The 25,933-nt window shown below is 70.0% G+C and carries 24 protein-coding genes and 1 pseudogene; 15 read left to right on the forward strand and 10 right to left on the reverse strand.

What is annotated here, in order from left to right; all coding sequences use genetic code 11:
• The first annotated feature begins 33 nt into the window (after positions 1–33).
• Together E6C70_RS13455 and E6C70_RS13460 are read left to right on the forward strand one after the other, a co-directional pair.
• Positions 34–879 (forward strand): hypothetical protein, encoded by an 846-nt coding sequence (locus E6C70_RS13455; protein ID WP_136425069.1) that lies wholly within the window; start codon positions 34–36, stop codon positions 877–879.
• 63 nt (positions 880–942) lie between these two features.
• Positions 943–2,466: an ATP-dependent DNA ligase gene (locus E6C70_RS13460; protein ID WP_136425070.1), complete on the forward strand. Its 1,524-nt coding sequence runs from the start codon at positions 943–945 to the stop codon at positions 2,464–2,466.
• On the opposite strand, the gene E6C70_RS13465 is transcribed toward E6C70_RS13460, so the two are convergent.
• A complete protein-coding gene (locus tag E6C70_RS13465) occupies positions 2,456–3,538 on the reverse strand; it encodes a DNA glycosylase AlkZ-like family protein (RefSeq protein ID WP_136425071.1) in 1,083 nt (360 codons plus the stop codon). The genes E6C70_RS13460 and E6C70_RS13465 overlap by 11 nt on opposite strands.
• Before the next feature lie 125 nt (positions 3,539–3,663).
• Between E6C70_RS13465 and E6C70_RS13470 the strand changes: the two genes are divergently transcribed.
• Positions 3,664–4,278, forward strand: coding sequence for a class I SAM-dependent methyltransferase (locus tag E6C70_RS13470; RefSeq protein ID WP_136425072.1), 615 nt, complete (start codon positions 3,664–3,666; stop codon positions 4,276–4,278).
• Positions 4,279–4,466: 188 nt separating this feature from the next.
• On the opposite strand, the gene E6C70_RS13475 is transcribed toward E6C70_RS13470, so the two are convergent.
• The gene (locus E6C70_RS13475) at positions 4,467–4,889 is read right to left on the reverse strand and encodes a hypothetical protein (RefSeq protein ID WP_136425073.1); all 423 of its coding nucleotides are present in this window, start codon (positions 4,887–4,889) and stop codon (positions 4,467–4,469) included.
• Positions 4,890–5,005: 116 nt separating this feature from the next.
• On the opposite strand from E6C70_RS13475, the gene E6C70_RS13480 reads away from it, so the two are divergent.
• From E6C70_RS13480 to E6C70_RS13490, 3 genes are read left to right on the forward strand one after another with little or no spacing between them, the layout of a single operon-like run.
• Positions 5,006–5,932: a hypothetical protein gene (locus E6C70_RS13480; RefSeq protein ID WP_136425074.1), complete on the forward strand. Its 927-nt coding sequence runs from the start codon at positions 5,006–5,008 to the stop codon at positions 5,930–5,932.
• A gap of 9 nt (positions 5,933–5,941) precedes the next feature.
• Positions 5,942–6,523: a histidine phosphatase family protein gene (locus tag E6C70_RS13485; protein WP_136425075.1), complete on the forward strand. Its 582-nt coding sequence runs from the start codon at positions 5,942–5,944 to the stop codon at positions 6,521–6,523.
• Between the two features lie 32 nt (positions 6,524–6,555).
• The gene (locus tag E6C70_RS13490) at positions 6,556–7,491 is read left to right on the forward strand and encodes an aldo/keto reductase (protein WP_136425076.1); all 936 of its coding nucleotides are present in this window, start codon (positions 6,556–6,558) and stop codon (positions 7,489–7,491) included.
• A 134-nt stretch (positions 7,492–7,625) separates the two neighbouring features.
• Here E6C70_RS13490 and pgi read toward each other — a convergent pair whose 3' ends face one another.
• Positions 7,626–9,320, reverse strand: a complete 1,695-nt coding sequence (gene pgi / locus E6C70_RS13495) for a glucose-6-phosphate isomerase (RefSeq protein ID WP_136425077.1) — start codon at positions 9,318–9,320, stop codon at positions 7,626–7,628.
• Between the two features lie 91 nt (positions 9,321–9,411).
• Here pgi and E6C70_RS13500 point away from each other — a divergent pair, with 91 nt between their 5' ends.
• Positions 9,412–10,665, forward strand: a complete 1,254-nt coding sequence (locus tag E6C70_RS13500) for an FAD-dependent oxidoreductase (protein WP_136425078.1) — start codon at positions 9,412–9,414, stop codon at positions 10,663–10,665.
• Positions 10,666–10,730: 65 nt separating this feature from the next.
• Here E6C70_RS13500 and E6C70_RS13505 read toward each other — a convergent pair whose 3' ends face one another.
• Positions 10,731–11,795, reverse strand: coding sequence for a trans-sulfuration enzyme family protein (locus E6C70_RS13505; RefSeq protein WP_136425079.1), 1,065 nt, complete (start codon positions 11,793–11,795; stop codon positions 10,731–10,733).
• A gap of 160 nt (positions 11,796–11,955) precedes the next feature.
• Between E6C70_RS13505 and E6C70_RS13510 the strand changes: the two genes are divergently transcribed.
• The 4 genes and pseudogenes from E6C70_RS13510 to E6C70_RS13525 all read left to right on the forward strand — a co-directional run bounded on the left by E6C70_RS13510 (position 11,956) and on the right by E6C70_RS13525 (position 14,526).
• The gene (locus E6C70_RS13510) at positions 11,956–12,288 is read left to right on the forward strand and encodes a hypothetical protein (RefSeq protein WP_136425080.1); all 333 of its coding nucleotides are present in this window, start codon (positions 11,956–11,958) and stop codon (positions 12,286–12,288) included.
• On the forward strand, positions 12,285–13,142 hold the full coding sequence (locus E6C70_RS13515; RefSeq protein WP_136425081.1) for an alpha/beta fold hydrolase: 858 nt from the start codon (positions 12,285–12,287) through the stop codon (positions 13,140–13,142). The genes E6C70_RS13510 and E6C70_RS13515 overlap by 4 nt, the downstream gene beginning before the upstream one ends.
• Before the next feature lies 1 nt (position 13,143).
• Positions 13,144–13,785 carry an SDR family oxidoreductase gene (locus tag E6C70_RS13520; RefSeq protein ID WP_136425082.1) on the forward strand — a complete coding sequence of 214 codons (642 nt, stop codon included), beginning with the start codon at positions 13,144–13,146 and terminating at the stop codon, positions 13,783–13,785.
• 85 nt (positions 13,786–13,870) lie between these two features.
• Positions 13,871–14,526: pseudogene (locus E6C70_RS13525) on the forward strand (NAD-dependent deacylase).
• On the opposite strand, the gene E6C70_RS13530 reads toward E6C70_RS13525, so the two are convergent.
• Positions 14,510–16,471: a discoidin domain-containing protein gene (locus tag E6C70_RS13530; protein WP_136425083.1), complete on the reverse strand. Its 1,962-nt coding sequence runs from the start codon at positions 16,469–16,471 to the stop codon at positions 14,510–14,512. The pseudogene E6C70_RS13525 and the gene E6C70_RS13530 sit on opposite strands and share 17 nt — an antisense overlap.
• Before the next feature lie 123 nt (positions 16,472–16,594).
• Between E6C70_RS13530 and E6C70_RS13535 the strand changes: the two genes are divergently transcribed.
• Complete coding sequence (locus E6C70_RS13535; RefSeq protein ID WP_136425084.1) at positions 16,595–17,620, forward strand: LacI family DNA-binding transcriptional regulator; 1,026 nt, start codon at positions 16,595–16,597, stop codon at positions 17,618–17,620.
• A gap of 23 nt (positions 17,621–17,643) precedes the next feature.
• Here the strand turns inward: E6C70_RS13535 and E6C70_RS13540 are convergent, their stop codons facing one another.
• From E6C70_RS13540 to E6C70_RS13555, 4 genes are all read right to left on the reverse strand, one after another.
• Complete coding sequence (locus tag E6C70_RS13540; protein WP_207670144.1) at positions 17,644–19,740, reverse strand: PQQ-dependent sugar dehydrogenase; 2,097 nt, start codon at positions 19,738–19,740, stop codon at positions 17,644–17,646.
• Positions 19,741–19,847: 107 nt separating this feature from the next.
• Positions 19,848–20,204: a hypothetical protein gene (locus E6C70_RS13545; protein WP_136425085.1), complete on the reverse strand. Its 357-nt coding sequence runs from the start codon at positions 20,202–20,204 to the stop codon at positions 19,848–19,850.
• Positions 20,205–20,213: 9 nt separating this feature from the next.
• Entirely contained in the window at positions 20,214–20,921 is a 708-nt protein-coding gene (locus E6C70_RS13550; RefSeq protein WP_136425086.1) for an SOS response-associated peptidase, read from the reverse strand.
• A 48-nt stretch (positions 20,922–20,969) separates the two neighbouring features.
• Positions 20,970–22,412, reverse strand: coding sequence for an MFS transporter (locus E6C70_RS13555; RefSeq protein WP_136425087.1), 1,443 nt, complete (start codon positions 22,410–22,412; stop codon positions 20,970–20,972).
• A 62-nt stretch (positions 22,413–22,474) separates the two neighbouring features.
• On the opposite strand from E6C70_RS13555, the gene E6C70_RS13560 reads away from it, so the two are divergent.
• Positions 22,475–23,146 carry a TetR/AcrR family transcriptional regulator gene (locus tag E6C70_RS13560; protein WP_136425088.1) on the forward strand — a complete coding sequence of 224 codons (672 nt, stop codon included), beginning with the start codon at positions 22,475–22,477 and terminating at the stop codon, positions 23,144–23,146.
• Here the strand turns inward: E6C70_RS13560 and E6C70_RS13565 are convergent.
• A complete protein-coding gene (locus tag E6C70_RS13565) occupies positions 23,136–23,771 on the reverse strand; it encodes a TetR/AcrR family transcriptional regulator (RefSeq protein WP_207670145.1) in 636 nt (211 codons plus the stop codon). The two genes, E6C70_RS13560 and E6C70_RS13565, sit on opposite strands and share 11 nt — an antisense overlap.
• A 179-nt stretch (positions 23,772–23,950) precedes the next feature.
• Between E6C70_RS13565 and E6C70_RS13570 the strand changes: the two genes are divergently transcribed.
• Together E6C70_RS13570 and E6C70_RS13575 are read left to right on the forward strand one after the other, a co-directional pair.
• On the forward strand, positions 23,951–24,781 hold the full coding sequence (locus E6C70_RS13570; protein WP_136425089.1) for a sugar phosphate isomerase/epimerase family protein: 831 nt from the start codon (positions 23,951–23,953) through the stop codon (positions 24,779–24,781).
• Positions 24,781–25,908, forward strand: a complete 1,128-nt coding sequence (locus E6C70_RS13575; RefSeq protein ID WP_136425090.1) for a Gfo/Idh/MocA family protein — start codon at positions 24,781–24,783, stop codon at positions 25,906–25,908. The genes E6C70_RS13570 and E6C70_RS13575 overlap by 1 nt, the downstream gene beginning before the upstream one ends.
• The last annotated feature ends 25 nt before the right edge of the window (positions 25,909–25,933 follow it).

Raw genomic sequence — 25,933 nt, forward strand, 5'->3', positions numbered from 1 at the left:
GGCGGCAGTGGGCGGGCGCAGGGTGCGGCGAACGTGACCGAAGTGCGTCCGTGGTGGCGGAGAGCGGGCGTGCGGGCGGGCGGCATCGTCGTCGCCGCCGTGACCGCGGTGTTGATCGGCTACTTCACCCAGGCGGTGAACTGGGTGACGGGAGCGGTCACGACCAGCGGCCCTCCCGTCGCGGCGCGGGTCGAGGTGCGTGATGGCATCGAGGATGTCACGCTCCCCGCGGCGAAGGACATCCCGGATGCGGACCTCGCCCGGCTCGACAAACTGCCTCCCGAACGGCAGGCCGGCTACCTCGAACAGCACGATGACGGCATCATCGCCGGTACCCGCAGCGTCGTGCTCACCCTCCGCGGGAATCGCACTCACCAGGTGCGCATCACCGACCTCGAACCCGTCGAGACCTGCGGGGCGCCCCCGCGTGGAACGCTGGCCCGCCTCGTCACCGGGCGCGGCGGGGGTGTCGACTCGACCCGGGTGAACATCGACATCGGGCGGGTCGACGGCGAGCCCTACCAGGTGGATGCGACGGGCAATGACCATCCGTACTTCCCCGACCACACCATCACGCTCGATCACGACGAGGAGATCGTGGTCGTCGTCGACCTCAACCCGGTCGAACAGGGCGCGCTGTGCCGCACGCACCTCGAGATGACGGTGTGGGATGGGGATGCCAAGACGGCCGAGCGCATCTCGAACGGCGGCAAGGACTTCGAGGTCATGCAGTTCGAGCCCGACGCCGAGGACGCCAAGTACTCGGCGGTCTATCTCGGCGGCTATCTGTGCCACGACTTCGTGCTGGTCGCGCCCGGATGGGGTGCCGAGGGGTCGGCGGCATGCGGCCCAGGCAATGCAGGGGACGTTATACCGTGACCGTCACCCCGCGGCGGTCCTCCCCGCGGCGGTCATGTGGGTGGTCGATGCCAGACTGAGCGCATGCTGCTCGAAGCGCTGGTCACGACGACCGATGCGGTGACCGCCACGCGCTCGCGACTGACCAAGGTCGACGCGGCGGCCGACCTGCTGCGCCGGCTGGAACCCGACGAGATCGCCATCGCCGTCGGGCTGCTGCTCGGGCGGCCGCGCCAAGGTCGGGTGGGCGTCGGGTGGCGCAGCGTCGCGGCGATGGCGGGCGAGGCTGCCACGGAGCCGTCCATCACCATCACGGACGTCGACGCCGAGCTCGAACGGCTGTCCACGACGGCGGGTGCCGGCTCGGCGGCTGAACGCACTGCCCAGCTGGCCGACCTCATGTCACGGGCGACGGCATCCGAACAGGACTTCCTCTCGCGCGTGCTCCTCGGCGAGATGCGCACCGGAGCCCTCGAAGGTGTGCTGACGGACGCCGTCGCCCGCGCCTCGGAGCGCCCGATCGCGAGCGTCCGACGAGCGGCGATGCTCTCGGGCGACCTCGGGGAGACCGCCCGCCTGGCGCTGACCGGGTCCGCGGAGCAACTCGACGCCGTGGGCCTCGTCGTCGGCCGGCCCGTGCTGCCGATGCTCGCGGCGACGGCATCCTCCGCCTCGGCAGCAGTCGAGGCGACGGGCACGGCATCCGTGGAATACAAGCTCGACGGAGCCCGCATCCAGGTGCATCGGAGCGGCGATGACGTGCGCGTCGTCACGCGCAACCTCGCCGACATCACGCGCCGACTCCCCGACGTGGTGGACGTGGTGCGGGCGATGCCGGTGCACGACGTGATCCTCGACGGCGAGACCCTCGCGCTCGACGAGGAGGGCGCCCCGCGTCCGTTCCAGGAGACGATGTCGCGGTTCGGTGCCGATGCCGCTCGCGAGACGGTGCTGCATCCGTGGTTCTTCGACGTCCTTCACGTCGATGGACGCGACCTGCTCGATGAACCGCTGTCGACGCGGATGGCGGAACTCGAGCGCATCGCCGGGTCGTCGCGCATCCCGGGGGAGGTGACGGATGACCCCGCCGTCGCCGAGCGCATCGCCGCCGAGGCGCTCGCCGCCGGCCAGGAGGGCGTGGTCGTCAAGGCGATCGACGCCCCGTATGCGGCCGGACGGAGGGGCTCCAGCTGGATCAAGGTGAAGCCGGTGCACACCTACGACCTCGTGGTGCTGGCGTGCGAGTGGGGGTCGGGTCGGCGTACCGGGCTGCTGTCCAACCTGCACCTCGGGGCGCTCGACGCGGCCGGGGAGTTCGGCGAGCCCGGCGAGTTCGTGATGGTGGGCAAGACGTTCAAGGGACTCACCGACGAGCTGTTGCGCTGGCAGACGGCGCGCTTTCCCGAGATCGAGGTGCGACGGACGGCTGGCACCGTGTACGTCGAGCCCATCACGGTCGTCGAGATCGCAATCGACGGCGTGCAGCGTTCGACGCGCTACCCCGGCGGGATCGCCCTGCGGTTCGCCCGGGTGAAGCGCTATCGGGAGGATAAGCGGGCGGAGGACGCGGACACCATCCAGACGCTGCGAGCGCTGCTCAAGAGCTGACCTCGAGGCCCAGCCACGTCGCCACGTCCGCGATCTCATGGTCGACGGCTCGCCGGGTCTTCGCCGAGAAGACCTCGTCCTCGTGCACGGCGGTCACCGCGAGCACCCCGGCCTTCCGATCGGCTCGCGCGTCCAGTTTGCCCACCAGGCGATCGCCGTGCAGGATCGGCAGCGCGAAGTAGCCCCAGCGGCGCTGGGCGGCCGGCTTGTACATCTCGAGTGTGTAGTCGAAGCCGAACAGCTCGAGCGTGCGGACGCGATTGTGCAACAGCCGGTCGAACGGCGAAAGGAGAGCCGTGCGTCCCGCGAACTCCCCGTCGAGCAGCCGGGGATCGACACGCCACACCCCATCGAGCCCCTCGACGACGGCAGGCTCCCCGGCTTCCCCCACGTCGGCCGGCTCCATCGGCATCGCCGGCGACTTCGCCCGGGCGATGCCGAGGGAGCCCAATCGACGCTCGTTGCGCAGGCGAGCAGCCTCGACCGAGGGAATGGCGGGCAGATCGGGCGGGTAGACACGTTCGGCGAGGTCCCAGATCCGTTCTCGTCGCCTGCGCCCCGCAATGGCGACCTCACCGCGGAGGGCGAGCACCTCGAGCATCCGGGTCACGTTGCGGTTGTTGGTCCAGCCGGACGATGGCCAGGCGACGACGCTCGTGTCGGGGATTTCCCGCGACGTCAGGGGGCCCGTGTCACGGAGGAGCGCCAGCACGTCCCGATGGAAGGGGCCGTTGTCGCGCAGCCACGCGCGCGAGGTCTCGTACGACGGCGCGCCCGCCATGTCGGCGCGGTAGAGCGCGAGATCTTCGATGGGACGGATGAGCGCGTTCAGCTCGAAGAGCGACCGATCGAGCTCGAGTGCTCGGACGAGCTCGTCGGGGTCGTACGTGGAGCCGAGCCTGCTCCAGGCGACCAGGTCGGCGTTCGGGGCGATCGCCGCGGTCGGATCGATCTGCAGCAGGGTGAGGTCGCGCACGAGTGGAACGAGCTGCGTCGGCCTGCGCGCGTCGAGACGTTGCGCTCGGATGGCGACCCGTCGAGCGTCGGCTGCCGAGAGGCGGTGCGGCTCCATGTGTCCACGGTAGGGCCTCGAGCGCCGGCGCGGGAGGCCGACGACCGGCATCGAGAGCACGGCGGACCGCTACCGTCCGGTGACGCCGCTCGGGCTCAGGCGAGTGTTCTCGTTACCCTGAAGTCATGGCACGCCCCGGCGCAGCGCCGAAGATCGATGACGACGAACTCGACAGCCTCGAGCGCGACCTGCTCGGCAGGGCTCACGGTCGCGTGCTCGAGATCGGGGCGGGGTGGGGAGAGAACTTCGGCGCGTTCCCGCTCGACATCGAGTGGATCGGGCTCGAGCCCGACGGGGATCGGCTGGCCGAGCTCTCCCAGCGCGCCCGGGAGTGGGGCCACACGACGCCACCTCTGGCCGCCGTCGCCGGGCACATCCCGCTGCCCGATGCATCGATCGACACCGTCGTCGCCAGCTACGTGTTGTGCACCGTGCCCGATATCGCCGCAGCGCTCGCGGAGGTGGAACGGGTGCTCGTGCCGGGGGGCAGGGTGCTGTTCGTCGATCACGTCATCGCTCCCGCGGGCACGCTGGTGCGCGGGCTCCAGCACGTCGCCACGCCGTTCACCACGCGGCTGTTCCACGGATGCCACTGGGACCGCGACCCCGAACCCGCCCTGTCCGCGAGGTTCGAGGCGGCCGACGTGAGGACGTACTCCGTGCCCGGCACGCCATTCAGGGTGCCGACGCTGCTGTTCGACGGGCGGCCGCGCGCGGGTTCGTCCTTGTTTACAGGATGAGACCGCCGCCGGCCGCTGAATGGCCCCCCGGTGGGCTCTCGTCCTGTAAACGCGAGGAAGGGGCGGCGGTTCGGCTCGGCTGGGGACGTCAGCGCGGGGGCGGGGTTCGACGGGCGATCGCGCGCGGGTTCGTCCTCGTTTACAGGGTGAGACCGGCGCCGCCCGCTGTGTGGCCCCCCGGTGGGCTCTCATCCTGTAAACGCGGGGAACGGGCGGCGGTTCGGCCGGCTGAGAACGTCAGCGCGGGGGCGGGGTCGTACCGGGAACAGCTCCGTGCGCCGGATGACACGGTCGCGCTCAGCGGCGAGGGCCACCCGGTGGGGATCGGCGAGGTATCGCTCGAGCGCGCCTTGGTCGGGGAAGCGGTAGACCTGCACCTCCACCGGATGATCGTCGGTGCGCGCGGCAGGGTCGACCGCGCGGCCAGTAGTTCTCGATGCGGCTGACCCCTGGTCCGTCGTGTCGACCGGCTGGTCCCGGATGACCCGCTCGACGACCGTCGCACCATGATCGGCGAGGAGTTCGAGCACGCGATCCTCATACGCGGTGAGGTCGCGCTCCCGCCCGGGGCGCGCCCACAGCAGGCAGCACAGCGTGATCTCGTCGGTCATGTGGTTCAGCGTAATCAGGTGCCGGCGGCGCGGTCGAGGGTGGGTCGACCCGGAGTCGCAACCGACCCCGAACGGGCGATTGCGGCGGCCGCCGCGCGCTCGATATTCTCGGCGCGATGGACATCGAACACGCCCGTGCGGCGCTCGGGATCGCGGCCAGCGGCGCGCTCTTCGACGAGCAGATCGACGCCGCCTACCAGCGCGAACTCGAGCTGTGGCATCCGCTCAAGTACCCCGAGGATGAGCGCGCTCCGGCCGTGGAATGGGCGCGTCACCTCGGTGAGGCGCGCGCGGAGCTGCACGCTGAGCTGGCGCGGCAACGGCAGCGCGCCGCGATGATCGGATGGGCGCCTCCGGGTGGTCCGCCGCTGTCCGGGCCACCCGCGCCCGCCGCGCTCCGGTCCGGCCCGCCTCCCGCTGCCGCGCCCGCGCCTACCGCCGCCGCGCCCACCTATGAACCTGTTCCTCGCAGACGGATGGCGCCAGGCGCGGTCGTCGCCACCGTGGCCGGCGCCGTGCTCGCGACCGCGCTGCTCGCCGCGCCGGTGGTCGCGGCAGGCGTCTCCCTCGGTCGGCATCTCGCCGACGCCAGCCACAGCATCGATGCCGCGACCAAGGCGATGAGCAAGGCGGACGGCGCCTCCGGGACCCCGCCCGATAGTGGCGCCGCCGACGCCGTCAGTCACTACACCTCGGGCGAGACGGGCTTCACCTTCCCGGCCAACCTCGACTACTACAACGACGGCCGCAACACCGAGCGCTGCTCGAGCGACCTGGTCGACGGATGCTGGTCGGCCGCGGTGTTCCCCGAGCAGGACTGCACTTTGCTCGAGGTCACCTACGCCTTCTCGAACGACGAGACCTCGGTGACTCCCGACGACACCCGCACGACGGATCAGGCGGAAGCCGCCGCGTTCGAACCTGTCATCCTGGTCTGGGGCAGCAACGACTACGACTACTCCTGGATCGGCGACGTGCAGTGCGTCGATCCCAGCGACGGCGACCTGAGCACGACGGCGGAAGGGTCGACCGCACCCGCTTAGGCTGGAATCATGGTCATCGCCTTCGTCCGCCACGGTCAGACCGACTGGAACCTGCAGCGCCGCATGCAGGGAACCAGCGACATCCCACTCAACGAGCTCGGCCGCGAGCAGGCTCGGGATGCGGGCGACGTGCTCTCCGTCGACCACTGGGATGCGGTGGTCAGTTCTCCGCTGGTGCGCGCACGGGAGACCGCAGCGATCATCGCCGAGCGCGTCGGTGCGCCTCTCGGCGCCAGCTACGACGAGCTCGTCGAGCAGCACTTCGGCGAGGCCGAGGGCATGGAGGTCGCCACGGTGCTCGAGCGGTGGCCGGACTGGCAGGCGCCGGGGCGCGAACCCGATGAGTCGGTCGGTCCGCGCGGGCTGCGTGCACTCCAGCAGATCGCCGATGAGCACGGTGACCGCGACGTCATCGTCGTCGCCCACGGCACGCTCATCCGCGCGGTCTTCGCGGAGATCAGCGGCCACGAACGCACCCACTACCCCTACCTCGAGAACGGGTCGTCATCGCGACTGCACCTGCAGGACGACGGATGGGCGCTACTGACCTTCGGCGGGGAGCCGATCGCCCTCGAGGTGGAGACAGCGTGAGTGAACAATCGGCATCGAGCGAGGGAGCAGGAATGAAGCGGATCACCCTGAAGGGCACGGAGATCGAGGCGCCGAACGTGGTGCTCGGCGTCATGCGCATCCAGGACAAGACGGATGACGAGGTGCGCGAACTCGTGAACACGGCGCGCGACGCCGGCATCGACTTCATCGACCACGCCGACGTGTACGGCTCAGACCTGCACGGCTGCGAGACCCGGTTCGCCGAGGCGATGCAGCTCTCGCCGTCGGAGCGGAGCGAGTTCACCCTGCAGACGAAGTGCGGGATCGTTCCGGACGGACCGTACTTCGACTTCAGTCACGACCACATCATCGCGTCCGTCGAGGGCTCGCTGAAGGCGCTCGAGACGGACTACATCGACATCCTGCTGCTGCATCGGCCTGATGCGCTCGTCGAGCCCGAGGAGGTGGCGCGGGCATTCGAGGAGCTCGAGGCAGCCGGCAAGGTGCGAGCCTTCGGCGTCTCGAACCACACGCCGCGCCAGATCGACCTGCTCAGCAGGTACGTGACGCAGCCGATCGTGGCCAACCAGCTGCAGCTCTCCATCACGCACGCGCCGATCATCGCCCAGGGCGTCTCGGCCAACATGGTCGACGAGGCCCAGTCCGTCACCCTCGACGGCGGCGGGATCGTCGACTACTGCCGGCTCAACGACATCACGGTGCAGGCCTGGTCCCCGTTCCAGGCGGCGTTCTTCACCGGCGTCTTCCTCGACAACCCGCAGTACGCGGAGCTCAACGCCGTGATCGACCGGCTCGCGGCTTCCTACGACGTTCCCCCCATCGCGGTGGCGACGGCGTGGATCACCCGGCACCCGGCGAACATGCAGGTCGTGCTGGGCACCACCACGCCGGAACGCGTAACGGCGGCCGCGCTCGGGTCGGACCTCCCGCTGACCCGCGCGGAGTGGTACGAGCTGTTCCGCACCGCCGGGCACATCGTTCCCTGATGGTGCTCGCGGCCCTCACGCACAGCGGATGACGCGCAGCGTCGGGCGCGGATGACCCTCACGCGTCGGCGCCGCATGACCCTCAAGCGTCGGCGCCGCGGAGGAGCCTCACGCGTCGGCGCCGCGGATGACGCTCATGCGTCGGGCGAGGGCGTCCGATGCGCGTGGTAGTACTCGAGCAGCGCGCGCGTCGACGCGTCCTGCTGGGCAACGGCGTCGTCATCCCCCTCGATGGCCGGGGCGATCTGCAGGGCGAGCTGCTTGCCGAGCTCGACGCCCCACTGGTCGAACGAGTTGATGCCCCAGACGGTCCCTTGAGTGAAGGTGATGTGCTCGTAGAGCGCGACGAGTTCTCCCAGCACGCGCGGCGTCAGCGCATCCGCGAAGATCGACGTCGTGGGGCGGTTGCCCGGGAAGGTGCGGGCGGCGACGAGTGCTCCGGTGGTGCCCTCGACCTCCACTTCCTCCGCCGTCTTGCCGAAGGCGAGCGCCTTGGTCTGCGCGAGGAAGTTGGCCAGGAACAGGCCGTGCACGTCGCGGCCGCCATCCGTCAGCGGATACGCGGGATTCACGAAGGCGATGAAGTCGGCCGGGATGAGCCGAGTGCCCTGGTGAATGAGCTGGTAGAAGGCGTGCTGGCCGTTGGTGCCCGGCTCCCCCCAGAAGATCTCGGCGGTGTCGGTCGTCACGGGGGTGCCGTCCCAGCGCACCGACTTGCCGTTGGACTCCATGGTGAGTTGCTGCAGGTAGGCCGGGAAGCGGCTCAGCTGCTGCGCGTACGGCAGCACGGCGTGCGACTGGGCGCCGAGGAAGTTGGAGTACCAGACGTTGAGCAGCCCCATGAGGACGGGAACGTTCTTCTCGAGTGGTGTGGTGGCGACGTGCTCATCGACGGCGTGAAAGCCCGCGAGGAGCTCGCGGAACGCCTCCGGCCCGAGCGCGATGGCGAGTGAGAGCCCGATGGCCGAGTCCACCGAGTAGCGGCCGCCCACCCAGTCCCAGAAGCCGAACGCATTCTGGGGATCGATGCCGAACGCCTCCACCTTGTCGAGCGCCGTCGAGACCGCGACGAAGTGGTGGGCAACGGCATCCGTCTTCGCGTCATCGTCGTCGGCGATGGCCCCGGATGCGACGAGCCCGCTCTGCAGCCAGTCACGGGCGAGGCGGGCGTTGGTGAGGGTCTCGAGGGTGGTGAAGGTCTTGGACGCGACGATGAACAGCGTGGTCTCCGGGTCGAGGTCTGCCGTCGTCTGCGCGATGTCGGTGGGGTCGATGTTGGAGACGAAGCGCGCTGCGATTCCGGCGTCGGCGTAGGGCTCGAGGGCGTCGTAGACCATGACCGGCCCGAGGTCCGAGCCGCCGATGCCGATATTGACCACGTGCTTCACCTGCTTGCCGGTCGCCCCGGCCCACTCGCCCGAGCGCACGCGGTCGGCGAAGGCGGTCATCTTGTCCAGTACGCCTTGCACGTCCTCGTCGACGTGCTGGCCGTCGACGTCGAGGGCCGGCTCGACGCCCGGCGGTCGGCGGAGCGCCGTGTGCAGCACGGCGCGATCCTCGGAGGTGTTGAGGTGCGCACCCGCGAGCATCGCCTGGAACCGCTCCGCGACGCCGGTCTGCTCGGCGAGCTTCACGAGCGCCGCGACGATCTCGCTCGTCACGAGGCTCTTCGACAGGTCGACATGCAGGTCGGCGAGAGTGAGACTCATCCGCTGCACGCGCTCGGGGTCATCGGCGAACCAGCTCCGGAGGTCGGGGTGGAAGTCCGCGTGGAGTGCGGTGAGTTCCGCCCAGGCGGACGTGGTGGTTGCATCGACCGGATCGCTCATGGAATTCAGGCTAGTGCGCGCGGCGCGACCGCGGGCGGGGTTGATCAACCACCCGTAGACGGTGAGCATGCAGCGGTGGCAGGCTCGGGTCATGATCGAGGAGATCTCCACGCGGGTCTGCATCGCCGGCGGGGGCCCGGCGGGCATGATGCTCGGCCTGCTGCTCGGGCGTGCCGGCATCGACGTCGTCGTGTTGGAGAAGCACGCCGACTTCTTCCGGGACTTCCGTGGTGACACGGTGCACCCGTCGACGATGAACCTCATCGACCAGCTCGGCATCCGCGACGCCTTCGAGCGCATCCCGCACGCCCGCCTTCCTCGGCTGGACGCGGTGGTCGACGGCATCCGGCTGCACGCCATCGACTTCCGCAGCCTGCCGAAGCCGAACCGCGATGTCACTTTCATGCCGCAGTGGGACCTGCTCGACCTGCTCGCGGAGGAGGCGCGGCACTCGCCGTCGTTCCGGCTCGTGATGGACGCCGACGTGACCGGCGTGACGTGGACGGGCCAGCACGTGACGGGCGTGATGGCACAGACCCCGGATGGCGAACTGCGGGTTCGCGCCGACCTGACCGTCGCGGCGGACGGGCGCGACTCGACCGTGCGGCAGGCGCTCGACCTCGGCGTAGACCAGTTCGGCGTACCGATCGACCTCACCTGGTTCCGGCTGGATCGACCGGTCGCGCCCGTGCCGGACACGCTGGGCTATCTGCGAGATGGATCCGTGCTCATCACCATTCCCCGACCGGAATACCTTCAGTGCGGGCTGCTCATTCCGAAGGACGGCTTCTCGGACGTGAAGGCAGCCGGGATGGACGCGTTCCGCGATCGCATCCGCCGGGTGGCGCCGCGGCTGGGCTCGGTCGTCGATGGCCTGCGGAGCTGGGACCAGGTGAAGCTGCTCTCCGTGCAGATCGACCGGGTTCAACGCTGGTCGCGCGGAGGGGCGCTGTGCATCGGCGATGCAGCCCACGCCATGTCGCCGGTGTTCGGCGTCGGCATCAACTACGCGGTCCAGGATGCAGTCGCCGCCGCGAACATCCTGGTGCCCGTCCTGCGCGAGTCGGGTGTTGGCCCCGCAGCCATCGACCGTGCCCTCGTGCGGGTCGAACGACGACGCCGCATGCCGACGACGCTCATGCAGCGCGTGCAGATGGTCGTGCACGGTGTCATCGGGCGCGGGCGCGACATGGTCGTGCTGCACAATCCGCCCACGATGGGCGAGCGGTTGGCGATCCGCCTCGTGCTTCCTCTCGTGCGACCGCTCATCGCCCGTCTCGTCGGCTACGGGTTCCGACCGGAGCGCATCGACGCCGATGTGCTCGGGGAATCGGGCTCACGCTGACGCGGTGCGCTCCTCGATGCCCCACGCAGCAGGATCCCCATGCTGTCGCTCGGGCTTCCCGGGCGTCAGGGCTGGCCTATCGCTGAGACGAGGTCGTCGTACAGGTCATCGACGTGCTCGATGCCGACCGAGAGCCGCACGAGGCCCTCGGGGATCGTGGGCGCCTCGGCGGACCACCGGCGGCGGCGCTCGAAGGTCGACTCCACTCCGCCGAGACTCGTGGCGTGCACCCAGACGTCGGTGCGTCCGATGATGGCGTCGGCGGCATCCGCGCCCCCGGTGAAGACGATCGAGATGATCGCGCCGAACCCGGGGTAGCGCACCTCGGCGAGGGCGGGGTGATCGGTGAGCCTGGCGACGAGCTCGCTCGCATTAGCCTGTGCGCGATCGAGGCGTACCGGCAATGTGCGCAGGCCGCGCAGGGCGAGGAAGGAGTCGAGCGGAGAGGGCGTCGCGCCGTGGAGGGTGCGGCGGGCGAGGACGGATGCAGCGCGCTCGGGTTCGGATGCGACGACGGCCCCCATGATCACGTCGCTGTGTCCCGCGATGTATTTGGTCGCCGAGTGGACGACGAGGTCGGCGCCCAGCTCGATCGGCCTCTGCAGCAGGGGAGTGGCGAAAGTGTTGTCGACCACGACGATCGATCCTGCTGCGTGGGCCGCCTCGGAGATCGAACGGATGTCGGCGACCTCGAGCGCCGGGTTCGTCGGCGACTCGATCCACACCATCGAGGAGCCGTGGGCCGCCGACGCCACGGCTGCCGTGTCGGCGATGTCGACGAACTCGACAGACACCATGCCGCGCGCGGCGAGGTCGTCGAGCTGGCCGATCGTGCCGGTGTACGAGTGTCGAGGTGCGACGATGCGACCGCCCGTCGGCACGAGCGAGAGCACCGCGGCGATCGCCGCCATGCCCGAGGCGAACGAGACCGCGGAACCGCCCTCGAGGGCGCCGAGTGCATCCTCGAACGCCGACCACGACGGGTTCGCGAACCGGCCGTACTCGAGCTCGCCGCCCGCGACGTAGGTGGACGCGAGGGTCACGGGCACATTGAGCGGCCGGTCGGACTCATGCGGAGGGCGGCCCGCCACGACGGCCGTGGTGTCGGGGTGAAGCGGCTTGTCGAGCATCCGTTCAGCGTATTGCGAACCCGCCGTGAGCGCGGACGCTTCGGCCCGCTCGCTGGAGCTCGCGTGCCTCGAGTGAGCAAGGACGTGGCGGCCCCACTCACGTTCGCGACCGCTGGCGCAAGCCCGTTGCCTGCATCCGGGTGGGGAGGAGGATGGAGAAATGGCTTCTCGTTGGTCCTGGCGCTCTCGCGATTCCGTGCTCTCGATCGCGTCGACGAACTCGGTGCTCTCCGTCGGGTCCGTCGGTTCGTTCGGTTCCATCGGGTCGGTGGGGTCCTTCCTCTCCATCGGTTCGATCGCGTCGGCACTGACCTCGCTCGGCATGGCCTCGTTCGCCTCGAGCGGATCGGTCATGTCGAGCGCGTCGTCCAACGCCGTCATGTCCTCGCACCGGGGCGTGGACGCGAACGTGCTGCCACTGGCGATCGGCTTGGTCACGACAGCCGCGGTGCTGGTGAGCCTGCGCGGAAGCCGCCTCGGCCGCACCCGATGAGCCCCACAGCCACCGAGCTCGACGTCACCCTGGGCGACGGCCGCTCGCTGCACGCCTACGACACCGACACCGGCACCGGCAGCCGCGCCCGGCTCGCCCTGCTCTGGCAGCACGGGTCGCCTCAGACCGGAGCGCCCCTCGAGCCGCTCGTCGAGGCGGCGGCGGAGCGCGGCATCCGCCTGTTCTCGTACGGGCGCCCGAGCTACGGCGGCTCGAGCTCCAACCCCGGCCGCACCGTCGCGTCAGCGGCGACGGACACGGCGGCGGTGGCCGATGCACTGGGCATCGACACTTTCGCGACCATGGGTGCGTCAGGTGGCGGCCCGCACGCGCTCGCCGCCGTGGCCCTCCTGCCCGATCGGGCGGTGGGCGCCGTGACGCTCGCGGGCATCGCACCGTTCACGCGCGAGTACGACTGGTTCGACGGAATGGCCTCACCCGCCGGCATCCGCTCGGCCTTCGACGGACGCGCCGCCCGCGCGCGATTCGAGGAGACCGCCGAGTTCGACCCGGACCAGTTCCTACCGGTCGACATCGCCGCCCTGCAGGCTCAGTGGGAGTCGCTCGGTGCTGACGTCGGGCGGTCGGAAGCCTACGGGCCGGACGGACTCATCGACGATGACGTGGCGTTCACCTCGGCGTGGGGCTTCGATCCCGGCGACATCACGGCGCCGGTCCTGGTCGTGCAGGGCGACCTCGACAGGGTCGTTCCCCCGCAGCACGGCAGGTGGATGGCGGCACGCATCCCGAGAGCGCAGCTCTGGATTCGGGAGGGCGACGGTCACGTCTCCGTGCTCGACGCCGTACCCGCGGCCATGGACTGGCTGCTTGAGAACACCGATGAAGGGAACTGACATGGCACGCATCGTGATCCTCGGAGGACACGGCAAGGTGGCGCTGCAGCTCGAGCGGCTGCTCGCCGAGCGCGGCGACGAGGTCGATGCCGTCATCCGCAATCCCGCTCACGCGCCCGACGTGCTCGAGACCGGCGCGAACGCCGTCGTGCTCGACATGGAGGGCAGCGATGTCGACACCCTGGCGGAGGTCCTCTCCGGGTACGACGCCGTGGTCTGGTCGGCGGGGGCGGGCGGCGGCAGCGCCGAGCGCACCTACGCCGTCGACCGGGATGCGGCCATCCGATCGATGGATGCCGCCCGCGCTGCCGGGGTAGGGCGTTACGTGATGGTGTCGTACTTCGGGGCATCGACCGAGCACGGCGTGCCCCAGGATGACCCGTTTTTCGCTTATGCCGACGCCAAGGCAGAGGCCGACGAGCACCTGCGGGCCAGCGGGCTCGACGCGACCGTGTTGCAACCGAGTGGACTCCGGGATGGTCCCGGTACCGGCCTCATCGACGTCGAGGCAGAGAAGAGCGGGAACGTCGACCGCGCGGATGTCGCCGCCGTGATAGCCGCGGTCCTGGCGGACGACTCGACGATCGGCCGCACCATCCGCTTCAACGAGGGTCAGGAGCCGATCGCGCAGGCCATCGGATGAGAGCAGCCGGGGCCCGGTGACGCGCCAGAACGGACGCTTCCGCGTCGTCGTCCTGACCGGGGCCGGCATCTCCGCCGAGAGCGGGGTGGCGACCTTCCGCGACGCCGGCGGCCTGTGGGAGGGACATCGGGTCGAGGATGTCGCCACGCCCACGGGCTTCGCGCGCGACCCCGACACCGTGCAGCGCTTCTACGACGATCGCCGCGCAGCCATCGCCGCCGTGCAGCCGAACGCGGCGCACGTGCCTTGGCCCGCCTCGAGGATGCCCTCGGCGACGACCTCCTGCTCGTCACCCAGAACATCGACGACCTGCACGAGCGAGGTGGGTCGCGGACGGTCATCCACATGCACGGGCGCATCGGCATCGCCCTCTGCCGCAGCTGCGGGCGACCGTCCGCAGCGCCCGCCACCCTGCTCGACCGTCCCCCGTGCCCGCACTGCGCGGGACGCACTCTGCGTCCCGACGTCGTCTGGTTCGGCGAGTTGCCCTACGACCTCGACCTCATCGGCCGAGCACTCGCGGAGTGCGACCTGTTCGTCGCCGTCGGGACCTCGGGCGCCGTCTATCCGGCCGCCGGATTCGTCGCCTCGGCCTTGGAGGCCGGAGCCCGGACGCTCGAACTGAACCTCACCGTGAGCGAGGTGTCGTCGGTCTTCGACGAGGTGCGGATGGGGCGCGCGAGCGAGCTGGTGCCCGCCTGGGTCGACGAGCTGCTCGCCGAGCTCAGACGTACAGCCTGATGTCGGAGATGCTCCACCAGTTGCCCGCGGTGCCCGCCGACGAGATGCGCAGGTAGCGGGCGGTCGTCGCCGGGAGGTCGACGTTCGTCAGCTGACCGGTGCCGGCTCCGCTCGCCGCGGCGATCCACGTCACGCCGTCGATCGAGGTCTCGAGCTGCCAGCTGCGCGCGTAGTCGCCCTCGTTTCCGCCGGAGTCGATCGCCACCCGCGTGAAGGTCTTCGCGGAGCCGAGGTCGACCGTGAGGTTCTGCCCGGGCGTCTGTGCCTGGCCGCTCGACCACCGGGTCGAGGCGTCCGCGTCGACGGCGAGTGCCGCATCCGTCGTCGCACTCGTCGCGGTGGCCGTCGCACCGCTGATGTCCACGGGCGTGAGGCCGTCGGATAGCGCAGCGGATGCCGGCCACGTGAAGGTGGCGAGCGATCCGCCGGGCAGCGTGTACTCGAAGGTCTTCGCGCCCTCCGACACGGCGAACGTGCGCGGGTCGTCGTTCTCGTTGTGCACCACGAGCGCGGTCGATCCGTCGGGGTTGCGGAAGGCGACATCCATGATCTGGCCGTTCCAGCCGGTGGTGCCGAAGGAGGTGCTCGCGATGCGCACCGCTCCGGGCTTCACGAACTTGGAGAGGTGGCCGATGGTGAAGTACTCGGCATCCTTGCTCACGGTGCCGTCGGCGTGAGTGGTGACGAGACCCGTGCAGGTGTCGCAGCCGCCCAGGTGCGGGCCGCCGTTCTCGTCGAGCGCGATGTTCCAGTTGGCGGTGCTCTTGGCCCAGTTGCGGGTGACGCCGATGGCGATCGTGCGGGCGTGCCACTTGAGGGTGTCGCTGAACACCTGGGCGGGGGCGTCGGTCGGCCCGTGCGACCCGGAGCACTCGGTGAACCAGATTCCCTTGTCGGGGTACTGGTCGTGCAGCGTAGTCTGGGCACTCGGGTCGCCGTAGTAGCAGTGGAACGCGGTGCCCGCGATCCACTTCGCGGCCGAGGTGGCGAGCAGCTTCGACGGGTAGTCGGTCTCGGGATTCTGACCGGGCGGCGTATTGGCGATGTCGTCGGGATGCGTCGCCCAGTTGTGGTCGTAGCCGAGGATCTTCGTCTTCGGGCTGGCCAGCTTGAGCAGCGGGCCGAGGATGGAGATGACCTGTGCCTCCTGCGCGACCGGCAGGTCGGTGCCCGGGTAGCCCTTCGGGGTGCGGTTCTGCGGCTCGTTCTGCACGGTGATGTAGTCGATCGGCACGCCGGCTGCCCGATAGGCGGCGACGAAGCGGGTGAGGTAGGCGGCGTAGAGCGCCGAGTACAGCACGCCGCTCTTGAGGCGTCCGCCCACGAGCGAGTCGCCGGTCTTCATCCACGCGGGCGGGCTCCACGGGGTCGCCACGATCTTCAGCGCCGGGTTGAGCTTCTTCGCCTGAAGCAGGAGCGGGATGACCTGCTTCTTGTCGTGGTCGATGCTGAAGTGGCGGAGCAGGAAGTCGGTCTTGCCCGGCGCGACATCGTCGAAGGTGTAGTGCTCTGGTGCCGCCGTGAAGTCGGAGGAGCCGATCGGCTGGCGGAGGAAGCTGACGCCGATGCCCTCGGTCGGGTCGAACAGGCTGCGCATGGTCTCGTCCCGCTGCGCGGTCGGCAGGGCGGAGAGCACTGCTGCTGACGAGTCCGTGATGGAGGCGCCGAAGCCGTCCATGGTCTGGTACGTCGTCTCCGGGTCGATCACGATGGTCGGCGCGCTGGATGCGGCGTCGCCGAACGAGACCGGCGCCTGGGGCGTGAGCATGTTCTGCCGGTCGAGGGTGGTCAGCCAGACGCTCGCCTGCGGCGCGGAGACGTCCTGCCCGGATGCGCCCTGCTGAGACGCGATGGTGCCCTGGACCGAGGCGATGGCCGGACTTCCCGTGGCGACGAGGGCGAGGACCGCCGCCACGGACACGACGGACAGGGTGCGGATCTTCATTGCTGCCTCTTCCTCGAGACGGACGACGTGGCGCCTTATGTAACAATTGAAACGAAACTGTAACGACGCGCAGACATCATGTCCCCGAATGGGGAACGCGTCAATAGCGGAGATGGGGAACGGATGGCGGAGAGCTCACCGACACGAGCATCCGTCCGCGATGTCGCCGCGCGGACCGGCCTCTCGATCGCCACGGTCTCCCGTGTGATGAACGGCAGCGAGGGCGTCCGACTGCACACCCGCGAACTGGTGCTCGACGTCCTCGAAGAGCTGGGATCGGCCGCACCCGTCGCCCGCGGCCACGACCGCCCGACGGGCGGACCGGTCTTCGTACGCTGCCCGTACGTGCTGACCGACTACTTCGGCCTGATCGTCTCGGCGATCGCGGAGGAGCTCGCTGCGCGCGGACGGGCCATGCTTCTCGACGCCGGTGAGTCGTCGCAGCTTCGGCATCCGCTCGGCCAGCTGCCGATCCGCGCGCAGGCGGCGGGAGCCATCCTGATCCTTCCGCCCGAAGACGCGAGCGAGCTGGGAGCCCTCCGGCGGCACGGGTTCCCCTTCGTCATCGTGGACCCGCGGACGGCGTCGCCGACGGGGTCGGTGGTGGTCTCGGCCGCTCACCACCAGGGCGCGCGCTCGCTCACCGCGCACCTCACGGCGCTCGGGCATCGACGCATCGCCGTGCTGGCCGGCCCGGACGACTGGCTGGTCAGCCGTGAGCGGGTCTCGGGACACGCCGCGGCGCTCGCCGCGGTCGGGTTGCTGCCGGATGCCGCTCTCCAGCGGTCGATCGGGGCCACGACCGAGGAGGGCCACCGCGCTGCGCTCGAACTGCTCACGGTGTCGGAACGGCCGACCGCGGTGGTGTGCTTCAACGACAAGGTGGCCGTCGGCACCCTCCGGGCCTCTCGGGAGCTGGGGCTGGGCGTGCCCGGCGACGTGTCGATCGTGGGGTTCGACGACAGCGACGTGAGCCGCGCGTCGACCCCCGAGCTCACGACCGTCTGGCAGCCGCTCGCCGAGATGGGTCGCCTGGCGGTGGCTCAGCTCACCCGACTCATCGAGCGCGCCCCCATCGATTCACTGCACGCCGAGCTCGCGACGCGACTGGTTGTTCGCGGTTCCAGCGGGCCCGTGCGCGCCGACTGACGCACCGGGCCCGGGCCGCGACATCATCCGCCGAGCTGCACCCGGAGGATCTTCTCGTCGCTGTTGTTCGCGATGCTGTCCTTGTCGCCCTGGTTCGTCGTCGTCAGCCACAGCGCGCCGCCCGGTGCCGGCTCGACGGTGCGCAGCCGGCCGTAGGTGCCCACGAAGTACTGCTGCACGTTGGTCAGCGAGGTTCCGCTGATGACCTCGCGGTACAGCCGAGTGCCGCGCTCGCAGGCGACGTAGAGCACGTCCTTGACGATGGCGATGCCCGAGCAGGAACCCTCCGAGGTCGGGTAGGTGTTCTTGGGCGCGATGAAGCCGGCCGTGCCGCAGGTGCCCGTCGTGCCTTCGCAGGCCGGCCAGCCGTAGTTTCCGCCCTTCTGGATGAGGTTGGTCTCGTCCATCACCGAGTTGCCGAACTCCTGCTCCCAGAGCCGCCCCTGCGAGTCGAAGGCCAGGCCCTGCGGGTTGCGGTGGCCGTAGCTCCAGACCGCGTTGCCGAACGGGTTGTCGGACGGGATGGTGCCGTCGGGGTTGATGCGCAGCACCTTGCCGTTCAGGCTCGAGAGGTTCTGCGCGTTGTCACCGTTCTGCGCGTCGCCGGTTGAGGCGTACAGCTTGCCGTCCGGACCGAACCGCAGGCGTCCGCCGTTGTGGAACTTATTGCGCAGGATGCCCGAGAGCAGCACCTGTTCGGTGCTGAGGTCGAGGGAGTTGCCGACCAGCTTGATGCGCACGATGCGGTTGTCGGTCGGCGACGTGTGCATGATGTAGAGCCACTGGTCGCTCGTGAAGTTCGCCGAGATGGCGAGGCCGAGCAGCCCTCCCTCCCCGTCGGTGCTCTGCACGTTCGGCACCGTGCCGACGGTGGTCTTCGCGCCCGTCGCGGGGTCGAGTCGCACGATGGTCTGCGCGTCACGGCGGGTGTAGAGCACAGAGCCGTCGGGCAGCGTGGTCAGTCCCCACGGGATGTCCGTGTCGGTGGTCACCGTGGTGACGTCGCACACCGCGTTGCTGCACGCGGTGCCGGTCGTGGCCGAGGCGGTCGCGCTCGACGAGGAGACATTGCCGGCTGCGTCGCGGGCGACCACGCGGTAGCGGTAGGTCGTGGTGGCGGCCAGCCCGCTGTCGATGTAGGTCGTCGGCGGCGGGGTCGATCCGGTCGTGGTGACCGAGCTCACCTTCACGTCGTCGCGGTAGATGTCATACGCCTTGACGGCCACGTTGTCGGTCGACGCGGTCCAGCCGAGGGTGACGGTGGTTCCGGATGCGGATGCCGTCAGCCCGGTCGGAGTGCTCGGGGCCGTGGTGTCCACCTGGCACGGCGGCACGTCGATGGGCACCGTCGTGCTGGCCTGCGACACGTTGCCTGCCGCGTCGCGCGCATTGACGTACAGGCCCCACTTGGCGCTCGGCACGACGGTGAGGTTCGCCGACAACGTGCTGCCGCTCACGGAGGTCATCAGCTGGCCGTCGTGGTAGACGTCGTAGAACGCGACGCCCACGTCATCCGTCGCCGCGTTCCACGCGAACGTGACCGAGTTGCAGGTGAGGTTGCTCACCCGCGGGTTGCCCGGGACGCTCGGCGGGGTGGTGTCTGCAGCACCGATGGCGGTGCGCCACTTCTGGTTCGACCCGCCGTTGCAGGTCCACATCGCGATCGCGGACCCGTTGGCGGTCAGGGCCTTCATCACGTCGAGGCAGAGGCCCGATTGCACGCCCTTGATGGTCTGGTCGCTGCCGAGGGTCCACTTCTGGTTGGTGCCGCCGTTGCAGGTGTAGATCTGCACCGTCGCGCCCGCAGTGGTCGAGCGGCCGGCGACGTCGAGGCACCGCGTGCCGCCGTAGATGCGCAACTCGCCCGCCGCCGTGTACGTCCACTGCTGGTTGACGCGCGTGTCGCAGTCGTAGAGGTTGATGCCCGTGCCGACCGCTGTGCTGGCGCCGATCACGTCGATGCACCGGCCTGAGCCGACGCCCTGGATGGTGGCGTTGGTGGTCGCAGCCAGCGCGGGCGTTGCGGTCGTCGGCCCAGCGATCACCCCCGCGACGAGCACCGCGGCGACGGCCACGGCGAGACGGATGCTGATGCTGCGGATGCGGATCGTCTTCGACACCGTGACTCCCTGGTCGGGGCGGCAGCGTCGTCGTAGGGTGACGGCGCGCTCCCGCTCATCCGACCACCATTCGGGGTACAGCACAACCCCTCCGGGGGTCAGCGTTGTCAGCGCCCCGCGTCGAGCGGTCGCAGCTCGGACGGAGCCGGCCACGAAAGCGTGTATTCGTAGGCTGGTGCGCTCATGTCTCCGTAGTCGTCCTTCTTGAGCCGGATGAGACGGGTGTTCACCTCGACGATGCGCACCCGGATCGGCTCGCCGTCGGCGCGCTCCAGCAGGAACGGCTCGGCGAGGTAGCCGAGGCCGCGCTGCTCGAGCAGCTCCTCGGCCGTGAGCCAGTCGAGGGACGCGCCGACCTCGCGGCCCAGCAGGTCGACCACCGCGAACCCGTCGCCATCCGGCGTCATCCAACCGAGGAGCTCGCCATCCGCCCGCCGGTGCTCGATCCAGTCGCTTCGGTCCACGTCGCGAGCTCAGTCGAGCGGGTCGATGAGCGTCGGGTCGTGCGGGTCGATGCCGCGCGAGTTGTTGACGCGACGGTCGACCTGGTACGTGGTGATAGTCGACGCCACGCGCTCCGACTCGGTCGTGAGCAGGTCGATCATGGCGTCCTTGCCGGCGTCGTCGAGCTTCTCGGGGCTCAGGTACTCGTCCCACGTGGCTCGCTCGAGGAACACCGGCATGCGGTCGTGAACCTCACCGGAGGCGTCCCGCGCCGGGCGCGTGATGATGGCGGTCGACACCTGCCACTCACCATCCTCGAGCTTGCGGGCCGTGTAGATGCCCGCCGCGGCGAGGAGTCCGGATTGGCCGTGCAGGTAGTGGGCGTCCTTGTGGCCGGCCTCTCCCGTCCACTCGAAGTAGCCGTCCATCGGCACGAGGCAGCGCGAGGACGCGAACGCGCCCTTCCAGAGCCCGCTCGTTGTCACCGTCTCGATGCGGGCATTGAACTGCGGTCGCTTGCTCTCGCGCAGGAACGCCGGATGGAAGTCCCACACTGCGGCATCCACCGAGCGGCTGAGCTCGCCCGACTCGCGGGAGTGGCGTTCGCGCACGATCGGCACCACCTCGGTGGGCGCTATCGAGTACTGCGCCTCCCAGTCGTCGTAGCTGCCGCCGTCGGCGATGAAGTCGCGGATGAGCTCATCCTGCGACGCGCTGTTCGTGAACCGACCACACATGTGCCATAACGTACCCGGCGCCGCAGACAGGCGGTAGTCCGGGTCGACTCATCGGGGTACACGTCGGCCGCGGATGATGCCCCAGCCTACGAGGGCGGCGGCCGCGACCGTGAGCACGACTCCCGCGATGGTCACGGACTCCTGGAACTCGGCGGCCTGGCGCGCGCTCCAGTCCGCGGTGGCGATGCTCCCGGTGAACAGGGCGGCGAGGATGGTGCCGGTGACGGCGATGCCGACCCCCGACGCGACCTCCGACACGGTATCGACGAGGGCGGCGCCGATCGTGGTGCGCTCCTTGGGCAGGCCGCGCAGCACGTTGGTGCCCGCGACGACGCCGACCACGCGCATGCCGGCGGCGACGAGAACCAGGGCGATGGCCACCCAGACGTAGCCGAAGCTGCCGAGCAGGCCGTATACGGCGAGTCCCACCACGACGGCCGACGCGCTCAGCCACGCGGCGCGGTCGAACCCGACCCGCTGCACGAAGGGATTCACGAACGGCCCGGATGCGACCAGTACGACCACCTGGGGCAGCAGGCCGATGGCTGCGAGTGCGGGCGGCCATCCCCAGGCGAGCTGAAGCTGCAGGGTGACGAGGTAGCCGAGACCGGCGGTGGCGATGCCGGTCGCCGCCTTGAACGCGAGACCGCTCGAGACGAGCGGGAGGGCGAGCAGCGAGAGGTCGAGCAGCGGATGCCGGGCCGTGCGCTCGCGGAGGACGAAGAGGGTCGCGGCGGCGATGGCGCCGGCCGTAACGGTCCACGGCAGCCACGATGACGCCCCGTCGCTGACGAACAGGGTCGGCGCTACCAGGGCCATGACGATGGTCGCGGTTCCCAGCAGGGCGCCGGCGATGTCGACCGGGTCGCGGTGCAGGTCGCTCGCGACATCCCGCTGGACGCCGAGGCGCACGCAGAGGAAGGCGAGCGCCGCGATGGGCACGTTCACCAGTAGGAGCACCTGCCACGGCGCGATCGCCAGTACGAGGCCGCCCGCGGTCGGGCCGATCGCGAGCCCCACGAGGCCGACGGTCGAGATCAGTGTGATCGCCCGCACTCGCAGGCCATCGTCGTCGAAGAGCCGGAAGGCGAGCGCCATCGATCCGGGAGTCGTCATGGCGGCCGCGACGCCCATCGCCACCCGGACGGCGATGAGTTGCTCCGCCGTCGTGACGAAGGCGGTGGCTAGGCTCGCCATCGCCAGGAGGAGGAGACCGACGAGCATGACGCGACGGCGCCCCACCCGATCGGAGAGCGCGCCGAAGGCCAGCATCAGGCCGCCGAAGACGACGGCGTACGCCCCGGTCACCCATTGCAGTGCGACCGTCGAGGCGTGCAACTCACGCCCGATAGTGGGGAGGGCGACGTTGAGGATCGAGTTGTCGAGCATCTCGAACAGGAACACCGCGGACAGGCCGACCAGCGCCACCCACGCCTCGCGAAGGGAGGCGGGGGAGCGAGGCACAATGGCGGTGGACGGAACGCTGGACATGGCACTATCTTAGCTCACTAAGTTTAGTGACACAAGTTAATCAGGAACGGACGGAGAAGCGGATGCCCAGGAACGCCGAGCGGGGCGGACCCCGGACGCGGGCGAAGATCGCGGACGTCGCAGCGCGGCTCTTCCTCGAGCGCGGCTACGACGCCGTCACCGTCGCCGAGATCGCGCGTGAGGCCGGCGTGTCGAGCGTGACGGTGTTCAATCACTTCCCGCGCAAGGAGGACCTGTTCCTGGATCGCGCGGTCGACGCCGACGGATACCTGCGTTCGGCGGTGCGCGACCGGCCGACGGGTGTCGACGTGCTGACGTCTCTGCACGCCACCGCGATCCGCCTGTTCGACGACCGTCATCCGCTCTCCGGCGTGAACGACCGATCGGTCCCGTTCTTCCGGACGGTGGCGGCGTCGCCCGCGCTCATCGCTCGAGCGCGGGGGATCGCCGCCGACCTCCAACGCACACTGGTCGACGAACTGGAGCGCGACGCGATCTTCGCCGGCGACGCGCGCCTGCTCGCCGCGCTGTTCATCGCCGGCTACGGATCCGTTCTGGTGGAAACGGCGAGTCGACTCATCGACGACGAGGATCCGAGCACCGTGACGGATGGCGCGCGCGAGCGATTCGAGCGATTGTTCGACGCGCTCCGCAACGGACTCGGTGATGGCGCGGGCGGGGCGGTCGCGGGCGGCGGCCCCGCATCCGTCAGCCCCGCATCCGTCAGGCTCTAGGGAGCGGAACGGTCAGGGCCGACTGGATGCGCCCGCGCACCATCCCGACCATGTCGATGCGCGGGTCGAGCAACCACTGCACCTGCAGGCCGTCCATGAGGGCGATCAACTCGACGGCGAACCGCGCCGGGTCGACGCCGGCGGCGAGAGTGCCGTCGGCGCGGGCTCGTTCGAAGTCGGCGGTGAGCGCACGCGAGTATCCGGCGTACCGCTCGACGAAGTAGGCGTGGGCGGGGTGGGTGGGGTCGGCCGCCTCGGCGGAGAGGACGGCGTAGAGGTTGATGATGGCGGGGATGGTGGTGTTGTGCTCGATGAGGGCCACGAGGTCGGCCAACGCGGTGACGGCGTCGATGCGCGATCGGTCGAGGTGATCGAGGCGATGGGCGTCCGTCTCCTCGCGGGCGTGGAGCACCTCCTCGAGCAGCGACTCCTTGGTCGGGAAGTGGTGCAGCAAGCCCGTGCGGGAGACGCCGCACGCGTTGGCGACCTGCAGCATCGTCACCGAGCGGTAGCCCTCCCGGGCGAACAGGCCCGTCGCCACCTCGACGATCTCCCTCCGCCGCGCCGCCGTCTTGGCATAGGCCCCACGGGGCCCCTGCGCCGACGGTGGTTGCGGGTGGATCACGGCACCATCATCTCCCGGTCAGCGCCCCTCACGAAATTAGTCAGGCGTGTCGGGTTTTGTGCTACGTTCGACCGCGGCGGGTCTCGCCGGCGATCACTCGCCGTCATCCCGCACCCAGCAGCATCCGCGACGGCGCGTTCCGGGCCGGCGCAAGCATCCACCCGCGAAAGGCGCCCACGATGGCCACCACCCCCCTCACGCCGACCCTCTCGGTGCAGCTCTACACCGTGCGCGACCAGCTCGCGGCCGACCTCGACGGCACGCTCGCGCGCCTCGCCGCGATGGGGCTGACGAACGTCGAGGCATTCGACTTCGTGTCGCGCGCGCCCGAGCTGGCCGAGTCGTTCCGGGCGAACGGACTGGTCGCCCGCACCGGCCACGCGACGATGCTCTCCGACGAGATCCGCGTGGGCGACGACGTCTTCCCGGTCGCCTCGCAGGACGAGGTGTTCGCCGCCGCGAAGACGCTCGGCCTCGAGATCGTGATCGACGCATTCGTGGCGCCGGAGCGGTGGCTCGACGAGGACGCGGTGGCCGACACCGCTGCCCGCCTCAACCGGGCGGCGGAGCGGGCGGCCGATCACGGCCTGCGAGTCGGGTACCACAACCACACGCAGGAGTTCGCCGCGTCGTTCGGCGGTCGGAGCGCCTTCGAGGTGTTCGCCGATCAGCTCGACGAGAGCGTCGCCCTCGAGGTCGACCTGTTCTGGGCGGCCACCGCCAAGCAGGATGTCGTCGGCCTCCTCGGTCGATTGGGCGAACGCGTCCAGGCGCTGCACGTCAAGGACGGCATCATCGGGCCCGATCCGTTCGTCGGCGAGACCGGTCCGCACGACGCGCAGGACCTCGACCAGCGTCCCGCCGGGCAGGGCGAGGTGCCACTGCTCGACTACCTCGCGGCCGCGCCGTCCGCCCGCTTCGCGATCATCGAGTTCGACACCTACCCCGGCGACATCTTCGCCGCCGTCAACGAGAGCGTCGACTTCCTCACCGCTCGGGGCATCCGCTGATGGCGCGCAGCGGACCCGTCGGTGTCGGCTTCATCGGCACGGGGATGATCAGCGACACCTACCTCGAGAACCTGACCAGCTTCCCCGACATCCGTGTCGTCATCCTCGGCGACCTCGACATCGAGCGTGCGGCGGCCCAGGCGGCTCGGCACGGTATCGCCGAATCGGGTAGTGCGGATGACGTGCTCGCCCATCCCGACGTGGAGCTCGTCGTCAACCTGACCATCCCGGCCGTGCACGCCGAGGTCGCCTCACGCGCGCTCGCTGCCGGCAAGCACGTCTGGACCGAGAAGCCCATCAGCGTCGACCGCGCCAGCGGGCAGGCCCTCCTGCAGCAGGCGACGGATGCCGGACTGCTCGTCGGCGTCGCGCCCGACACGGTGCTCGGCCCGGGCGTGCAGACCGCCCGGCGCGCGATCGCCCGCGGCGACATCGGCGTCCCCCTGTCCGCACAGACCGTGATGCAGTACGCCGGTCCGGACACGTTCCACCCGAACCCCGAGTTCCTGTTCGCGATCGGTGCCGGGCCGGTGTTCGACATGGGGCCGTATTACGTCACGACGCTCGTGCACCTGTTCGGGCCCGTGGCATCCGTCGCGGCCGTCGGCTCGCAGGGGTTGGCGACACGCACGGTGAAGGTGGGCGACCGCGCCGGAACCGAGTTCCCGGTGCAGGTGCCGACGCACGTGAGCGCCATCGCGGCGTTCGAGGGCGGGGGAGTGAGCCAGAGCCTGTTCAGCTTCCAGTCGCCGCTCACGCGCCAGGGCGTCGTGGAGATCACGGGCACCGAGGGAACGCTCGTCATCCCCGACCCGAACATGTTCACCGGTGAGGTGAAGATCACGCGGGCGCCAACGCTCGACCAGATGCACGATCCGGCCGCATGGGAGATCGTGCCGACGACGGGCGTGCTGACCGGGCGGGGGCTCGGCGCGCTCGACCTCGCGCGCGCCATCCGCACGGGCGCACGGCCGCTGGCATCCGGTGAGCTCGGCTATCACGTGCTCGACACGCTCGTGTCGATCGACGAGGCGGTCAGCTCGCGCAGCACCGTCGACGTGACGAGCACGGTCGCCCCCGTGCCCCTGGTCGCCGACGACTTCGACCCGTTCGCCGCCACCCTCTAGCCCGCGTTTCATCCGCTGGGCAGTA

Source organism: Orlajensenia flava, from assembly GCF_004801905.1.
GTDB lineage: Bacteria > Actinomycetota > Actinomycetes > Actinomycetales > Microbacteriaceae > Orlajensenia > Orlajensenia flava.

What these genes read in the sequence shown, in the direction of transcription:
- E6C70_RS13555 (WP_136425087.1), bottom strand. Translation starts at nt 22,412, where the DNA reads ATGTCCAGCGTTCCGTCCACCGCCATTGTGCCTCGCTCCCCCGCCTCC.
- E6C70_RS13530 (WP_136425083.1), bottom strand. Translation starts at nt 16,471, where the DNA reads ATGAAGATCCGCACCCTGTCCGTCGTGTCCGTGGCGGCGGTCCTCGCC.
- E6C70_RS13535 (WP_136425084.1), top strand. Translation starts at nt 16,595, where the DNA reads ATGGCGGAGAGCTCACCGACACGAGCATCCGTCCGCGATGTCGCCGCG.
- pgi (WP_136425077.1), bottom strand. Translation starts at nt 9,320, where the DNA reads ATGAGCGATCCGGTCGATGCAACCACCACGTCCGCCTGGGCGGAACTC.
- E6C70_RS13490 (WP_136425076.1), top strand. Translation starts at nt 6,556, where the DNA reads ATGAAGCGGATCACCCTGAAGGGCACGGAGATCGAGGCGCCGAACGTG.
- E6C70_RS13505 (WP_136425079.1), bottom strand. Translation starts at nt 11,795, where the DNA reads ATGCTCGACAAGCCGCTTCACCCCGACACCACGGCCGTCGTGGCGGGC.
- E6C70_RS13560 (WP_136425088.1), top strand. Translation starts at nt 22,475, where the DNA reads ATGCCCAGGAACGCCGAGCGGGGCGGACCCCGGACGCGGGCGAAGATC.
- E6C70_RS13470 (WP_136425072.1), top strand. Translation starts at nt 3,664, where the DNA reads ATGGCACGCCCCGGCGCAGCGCCGAAGATCGATGACGACGAACTCGAC.
- E6C70_RS13480 (WP_136425074.1), top strand. Translation starts at nt 5,006, where the DNA reads ATGGACATCGAACACGCCCGTGCGGCGCTCGGGATCGCGGCCAGCGGC.
- E6C70_RS13520 (WP_136425082.1), top strand. Translation starts at nt 13,144, where the DNA reads ATGGCACGCATCGTGATCCTCGGAGGACACGGCAAGGTGGCGCTGCAG.
- E6C70_RS13510 (WP_136425080.1), top strand. Translation starts at nt 11,956, where the DNA reads ATGGCTTCTCGTTGGTCCTGGCGCTCTCGCGATTCCGTGCTCTCGATC.
- E6C70_RS13515 (WP_136425081.1), top strand. Translation starts at nt 12,285, where the DNA reads ATGAGCCCCACAGCCACCGAGCTCGACGTCACCCTGGGCGACGGCCGC.
- E6C70_RS13550 (WP_136425086.1), bottom strand. Translation starts at nt 20,921, where the DNA reads ATGTGTGGTCGGTTCACGAACAGCGCGTCGCAGGATGAGCTCATCCGC.
- E6C70_RS13485 (WP_136425075.1), top strand. Translation starts at nt 5,942, where the DNA reads ATGGTCATCGCCTTCGTCCGCCACGGTCAGACCGACTGGAACCTGCAG.
- E6C70_RS13570 (WP_136425089.1), top strand. Translation starts at nt 23,951, where the DNA reads ATGGCCACCACCCCCCTCACGCCGACCCTCTCGGTGCAGCTCTACACC.
- E6C70_RS13475 (WP_136425073.1), bottom strand. Translation starts at nt 4,889, where the DNA reads ATGACCGACGAGATCACGCTGTGCTGCCTGCTGTGGGCGCGCCCCGGG.
- E6C70_RS13500 (WP_136425078.1), top strand. Translation starts at nt 9,412, where the DNA reads ATGATCGAGGAGATCTCCACGCGGGTCTGCATCGCCGGCGGGGGCCCG.
- E6C70_RS13460 (WP_136425070.1), top strand. Translation starts at nt 943, where the DNA reads ATGCTGCTCGAAGCGCTGGTCACGACGACCGATGCGGTGACCGCCACG.
- E6C70_RS13465 (WP_136425071.1), bottom strand. Translation starts at nt 3,538, where the DNA reads ATGGAGCCGCACCGCCTCTCGGCAGCCGACGCTCGACGGGTCGCCATC.
- E6C70_RS13575 (WP_136425090.1), top strand. Translation starts at nt 24,781, where the DNA reads ATGGCGCGCAGCGGACCCGTCGGTGTCGGCTTCATCGGCACGGGGATG.